5 protein-coding genes and 1 pseudogene are annotated in these 5,402 nt (G+C 60.4%); 4 read left to right on the forward strand and 2 right to left on the reverse strand.

Annotated elements, in window-relative coordinates:
* Positions 1 to 32: 32 nt before the first annotated feature.
* Together QOC89_RS18245 and QOC89_RS18250 are read right to left on the reverse strand one after the other, a co-directional pair.
* Positions 33 to 363: pseudogene (locus QOC89_RS18245) on the reverse strand (hypothetical protein); the annotation flags it as partial.
* A 91-nt stretch (positions 364 to 454) separates the two neighbouring features.
* Positions 455 to 1,354: a LysR family transcriptional regulator gene (locus QOC89_RS18250; protein ID WP_323046307.1), complete on the reverse strand. Its 900-nt coding sequence runs from the start codon at positions 1,352 to 1,354 to the stop codon at positions 455 to 457.
* A gap of 137 nt (positions 1,355 to 1,491) precedes the next feature.
* On the opposite strand from QOC89_RS18250, the gene QOC89_RS18255 reads away from it, so the two are divergent.
* The 4 genes from QOC89_RS18255 to QOC89_RS18270 all read left to right on the forward strand — a co-directional run.
* Positions 1,492 to 2,823 (forward strand): MFS transporter, encoded by a 1,332-nt coding sequence (locus QOC89_RS18255; RefSeq protein WP_323046308.1) that lies wholly within the window; start codon positions 1,492 to 1,494, stop codon positions 2,821 to 2,823.
* 1 nt (position 2,824) lies between these two features.
* A complete protein-coding gene (locus tag QOC89_RS18260; RefSeq protein WP_323046309.1) occupies positions 2,825 to 3,319 on the forward strand; it encodes an ureidoglycolate lyase in 495 nt (164 codons plus the stop codon).
* Positions 3,320 to 3,333: 14 nt separating this feature from the next.
* Positions 3,334 to 4,260 (forward strand): polysaccharide deacetylase family protein, encoded by a 927-nt coding sequence (locus QOC89_RS18265; protein WP_323046310.1) that lies wholly within the window; start codon positions 3,334 to 3,336, stop codon positions 4,258 to 4,260.
* Positions 4,261 to 4,297: 37 nt separating this feature from the next.
* Positions 4,298 to 5,402: amidase (locus tag QOC89_RS18270; RefSeq protein WP_323046311.1), on the forward strand; the 1,105-nt coding region annotated here is incomplete at its 3' end.

A 5,402-nucleotide genomic window follows, 5' to 3' on the forward strand; every position in this document is an offset into this window, starting at 1 on the left:
AATGCCACACACTGCCGGCGACAAACTGCGCGTCACCCAGGAATGATCCGCTCCGCCTTCAACCGGTCAAACAACGCAACGAATGCGTCTGGCGTGCTCTGATAATCAAGAAAGCCTGGCTTGCGGCTTTTCGTCATGTCTGTGAGCACTTCCATCGGGCGTCCGAGATCGGCATCGGTATGCCACCACATCACCAGCTTGCCGATGTCGGCTTCGATCAGATCGAACCGCGCCGCAATCCCGGACGGCGAGCGTCAGCCCCATGTTCATCGCGTTGCCGACAGCAAAACCGATGATCGTGTGCGGACGATGCACGCTCCAGCTGAAGCCGTACCGCTGTGCCGCTTCGAACAGGCGATCTTCGCATACGGTAGAACTACCGCGTGTGTTACCGCGCGTGCGGCAGATTGAATGTAACACCACTATCGAATTGGGATCCCAGGTGTAACGGGCGCTATGGCCGAAGAGCCTTCATCGCACCACGTGTTTCTACCAGCAACTCTTCCGCGAGTCGCGTCAGAGGGCGGTCTTTCGAGGAAATTGCCCAGGCGTCGATGGTGTTCTTCGGTCGAAACGGCAGCGCGACAATCTGCTGCTGACCGGTATATGCGACGGCCGACAGAGCGTCGACCACCGCGACCCCGGCGCCGGCGCCTACCAGCTTGCACGCGGTCTCCGAATAGCGTGTCTCGACAGCCACGCGGTACGGCACGCCCGCGTCGCGGAATGCAGCGGCAATCAGCGTGCTGACGCGCGCCAGACTCGACAGACCGATCAGCGAATACGGCGCGAGATCGGCCGGCACGACACGTTTGCGTCGCGCAAGCGGATGTCCATGGGGTACGACGCAAACCATCTCGATCGACGCGATCTTCACCATCTTCAGCGACTGGTCGAGCTCCGGTTCGAGCGCCATCGCGAGACCGAAATCGGCCGCCAGCGCTTCAACGCTTTCGATCACCTTGAATGAATCGACGACGTCGCAAAACACCTTGACGTCCGGTTTGCCGATCATGAAACGCTGAATTGCCTGCGGGAGTATCGAATGACCGAGCTGCGGCGTGGCGCTCACGCGCACATGTCCGAGGCGGTTCTCCTTGATGTCCTCGACGGTCTGGTCGAGCGCCTCGGAATACGTGAACATGGCTTCTGACGCGCGGAACAGCAGCTTCGCCTCCTCGCGCGGGATCAGCCGGTTCCCCACCCGATTAAAGAGCGGGAATCCAAGTTCCGATTCAAGTTGGCCAAGCGCAGTGCTGACGGCCGGCTGCGAGATCCCGAGTACGCGGCTAGCGCCGACCGTGGTTTGCGAGGTCATGACGGTCCTGAAGATACCCAGCAGTCTCGTGTTCACAATAACCTTTTCTTATACGGTGTGAATAATTTTCAATAGTTGATTATTGTAATACCGCTTTTGATAATGCCAGTTATCGCATACCGAAGACCGGATGCGCGCCGTGACGGCACAACCCCTCAGAACGAGACACCCCGATGAATACAGTCGCAAGCGCCAACGTTTCAGGTGTCGAACAAGTGGTCATGACAAAGGTGGCATGGAGAATCCTGCCTTTCCTGATGCTGCTCTATTTCGTCGCGTTCGTCGACCGGGTCAATATCGCCTTCGCGTCGCTGCAGATGAACGCCGACGTCGGGCTGTCGAGCGTGGCTTACGGAATCGGCGCGAGTGCGTTTTTCGTCAGCTATTTTCTGTTCGAGGTGCCAAGCAACTTCTTACTCTCGAAGGTCGGACCAAGAAGATGGATCGCTCGCATCCTGGTGACCTGGGGGCTGGTCTCCGGCGCCATGATGTTCGTATCGGGCGAGAAGAGCTTCTATTTACTCCGCTTCCTGCTTGGCATGGCGGAAGCAGGGTTCTTCCCGGGCATTGTGGTTTACCTGAGCCGGTGGTTCACCGCGAGTTACCGGGGTCGCGTCACAGGCATTTTCATTGTTGCAATCCCACTGTCGGGCCTGATCGGCGGTCCCATTTCGGGGCTGATCCTCGACGGCATGAACGGCGTGTCCGGCCTGCGCGGCTGGCAATGGATGTTTCTGCTGGAAGCCATCCCGGCGGTAGTACTCGGTATCGGTTGTCTATGGTGGCTGGCCGATCAGCCCGCGGCCGTGACCTGGCTAAGCCCCGACGAGAAGGGCAGGTTGGAACGCATGCTCGAGAGCGAGCGTCGCGCACTCGACTCGGAGGCGCGCTATCCGTTGTCAGCGGCGTTCGCAAACCGCGCTGTCCTGCTGCTTGCCGGCACGCTGTTTTGCATCGTATTCGGTACGACCGGCATCGCGTTCTTTTTGCCGCAGATCATCAAGAGTTTTGGCTATAGCAATACGGCGGTCGGTTTTCTGAGCGCCGTGCCGTATCTGGCTGGCGTGATTGCAATGGTGTTATGGGCACGCCATTCCGATACCCATCGCGAACGCATCGCGCATCTGGCCACGGCGACGCTGGTCGGTGCGCTCGGTTTCATTGCGCTCGCGTTCCTGTTGCCCGTGCACTGGGCCGCCATGATCGCGCTGTGCTTCGCGGCGATGGGCGTCTATGCTTCCAACGCGCTGCTATGGACACTGCCTTCCGAATTGATGACCGGTACAGTGTTGGCCGTGGCCATTGGTGTCGTTAATTCATTGGCTAACCTGTCCGGTGTGATCGCGCCCAGTCTGCTGGGATGGAGTCGTCAGGTGAGCGGTGGATTCGCTCTGCCGGCGGGGATTTTTGCGGGCTTTTTAGTCTTGGGAACCGTGCTAACGGTACTCTTCAGTCGCACACCGATGTTCACCACATCGCGACGTGCTTTAGGGAAGGCAGTTTGATATGACGACGGCAGGCGCAGCACCGACCATTGATGTAAAGCCATTGAGCGCGAACGCGTTCGCGATATACGGCGAAGTTCTCGAGAACAAGACTGAACAGCGACGGCGCGATTTTTCAATGCCGTTTGCCGGACTCGACGCCGGCACGACGCCACGTTTGTGGATTAACCGCCTGCAGCCGAGCCGTACCCGGTCAATCACAATCGATACGATGGAATGCCATCCGCACTCGCAGCAGACCTTCATTCCGATGCGCGAGGTTCCATACCTGATCGCGGTTGCACTACCCGGCGAAGACGGCCTTCCCGACCTTGCCACGCTCTGCGCTTTTACGAGTGACGGCGGCCAGGGCGTGTGCTATCGACGCTCGGTCTGGCACTTCGCGTTTACGTCGCTCGACGACGTCAATGAGGTCGCGGTGATCATGGCAGACAGCGGCCGCGGCGATGACACCGTCGTAACGAAACTGGCCGGGCCTGTTAGGGTCGCGCTATAGAGCAGGAGCACGCAATGGACGCCAAATACGCTCACCTGGAGCGGAACTTCACCGGCTATGGACGCCGGCCGCCCAACCCACGGTGGCCCAACAACGCCCGGCTCGCGGTCAATATCGTCATCAACTATGAGGAAGGTGCGGAAGCGTCCTTCCCCGATGGCGACGACCACTCTGAAAGTGGTCTGGCGGAAGGAGGGGCGGGCGGCTTCGAAGGCCGCGATCTCGCTGCCGAGTCGATGTTCGAGTATGGCAGCCGGGTGGGTATCTGGCGCGTGCTGCGACTGTTGGAGGAGCGCCGTTTGCCCGCCACCGCGTTCGCCTGCGCGCAGGCGCTGGAGCGCAATCCGGAATTCGCTCAGGTCATCCGCGATGGCGACATGGACGTGTGCAGTCACGGCCGGCGCTGGGTGAGGGCGCAAGCGCTCACTGAAGAGCAGGAAGCGGAGGAAATCAGGCGTGCCTTCGAGTCCATTACACACTCTACAGGGCGGCCACCAGCGGGTTGGTATTGCCGTTATGCACCGACCGTTCATACTCGCAGGTTGCTGGTCGAGCATGGCGGGTTCATCTACGATTCGGACGCGTATAACGACGAACTCCCGTACTGGACGACGGTGCAACAGCAGCCGCATCTGGTGATTCCGTATAGCTTGACAAATAACGACGTCAAATTCGCGCGCGGCGCGATGGCAACCGGGGACGACTTTTACACGTTCGTCAACGACGCGGTCGAGATGCTGTGCCGCGAAGGCGCTCAAGCGCCAAAGATGATGTCCATCGGGCTGCACATGCGTTTGATCGGCCATCCTGGCCGTGCGGCGGGGCTCGAGCGTTTGCTCGACAGCCTCGCGCGGCGGGAGGATGTGTGGATGTGTCGCCGTGTCGATATCGCGAATCACTGGTTGCAGGAACATCCTTTCAGCGCGGCAGACCGGAGTTGAAGAAAGTGCAGCGCGGCCAACTATTGGCGATCCCGGAATGAAAATAGCAACAGATGCCTATTCCGTCGTCGAGATTTCGCGGCGAGTTCAAACGGGCGTAGACGATTCACTCGATGCAGTGCGCCATGCGCTTGCGGTCGTTGCACAGCGGGAACGAGAGTTGTGCGCATGGTCGCACCTCTCGTCTGCGAGCGAGCTGATTGAAGCGCCTGCGCGGAGCGCGTCGGGTCCGCTGGCGGGTGTTCCATTCGGCGTGAAGGACATCATCGACGTGGCCGGCATGCCGACCCGATGCGGTTCCGAGGCCTGCAACACCTCGCCGTCCCAATTCGATGCATCTTGCGTCGCGTTGCTACGGCGAGCCGGCGCGATACCGGTCGGCAAGACGGTGACGGCCGAATTCGCTTATATGACGCCGGGACCCACGCGCAATCCTGCAAACCGCCAACATACGCCGGGAGGCTCGTCGAGCGGCTCGGCCGCTGCCGTAGCCGCAGGCATGGTACCCATGGCATTGGGCACGCAAACTGGCGGATCGATGATCCGGCCGGCGGCGTTTTGCGGTGTCGTCGGCTTCAAACCGAGTTTCGGGGCACTCGGTCGCGACGGGTTGAAAATAATGTGCGAGTCGCTGGATGTGATCGGCTGGTACTGCGCCGATGTGGCCGACGCGGCGCGAGTCGCGGAAGTTCTGCTCCCTGATGCAGCCCCTCCGCTGTACTCAACTGAACATATGCGGACCGTAAAGATCGGCTTTTTGCCGGGCAATCCCGGCCATGTGCTGGAACATGCCGCACACGCTGCTCTTGAAGATGCGAGGCGTGCGCTTCGCGATCTGTCGACGATCGAACCGGTCCCTGAATTAACCGACCCAGCCAGATTTCTCGAAGCGCATTCGGTGATCATGCGATACGAACTGGCGCGCAGCCTCTTACCGGTGGCCTCGGAGCACGCAGCGCAACTGAGCCGGCCGTTGCGCGAGGCTTTCGAGCAAGGACTGGCGATGCCGGCGCACACTTATCGCGAGATGAAGGCGTGGCAACACACGCAGCGTTTGCGTTGGGCGGATTACTTCGGCGACGCGGACGTCGTCCTGACGTCGAGCGCCTTGGGCCCGGCTCCCAGAGGGCTCGAATCGACTG

It is taken from the genome of Paraburkholderia sp. (genome assembly GCF_034668105.1).
GTDB lineage: Bacteria > Pseudomonadota > Gammaproteobacteria > Burkholderiales > Burkholderiaceae > Paraburkholderia.

Excerpts from the sequence above, each read along its gene's own strand:
- QOC89_RS18260 (WP_323046309.1), top strand. The coding sequence starts at position 2,825 with ATGACGACGGCAGGCGCAGCACCGACCATTGATGTAAAGCCATTGAGC.
- QOC89_RS18255 (WP_323046308.1), top strand. The coding sequence starts at position 1,492 with ATGAATACAGTCGCAAGCGCCAACGTTTCAGGTGTCGAACAAGTGGTC.
- QOC89_RS18265 (WP_323046310.1), top strand. The coding sequence starts at position 3,334 with ATGGACGCCAAATACGCTCACCTGGAGCGGAACTTCACCGGCTATGGA.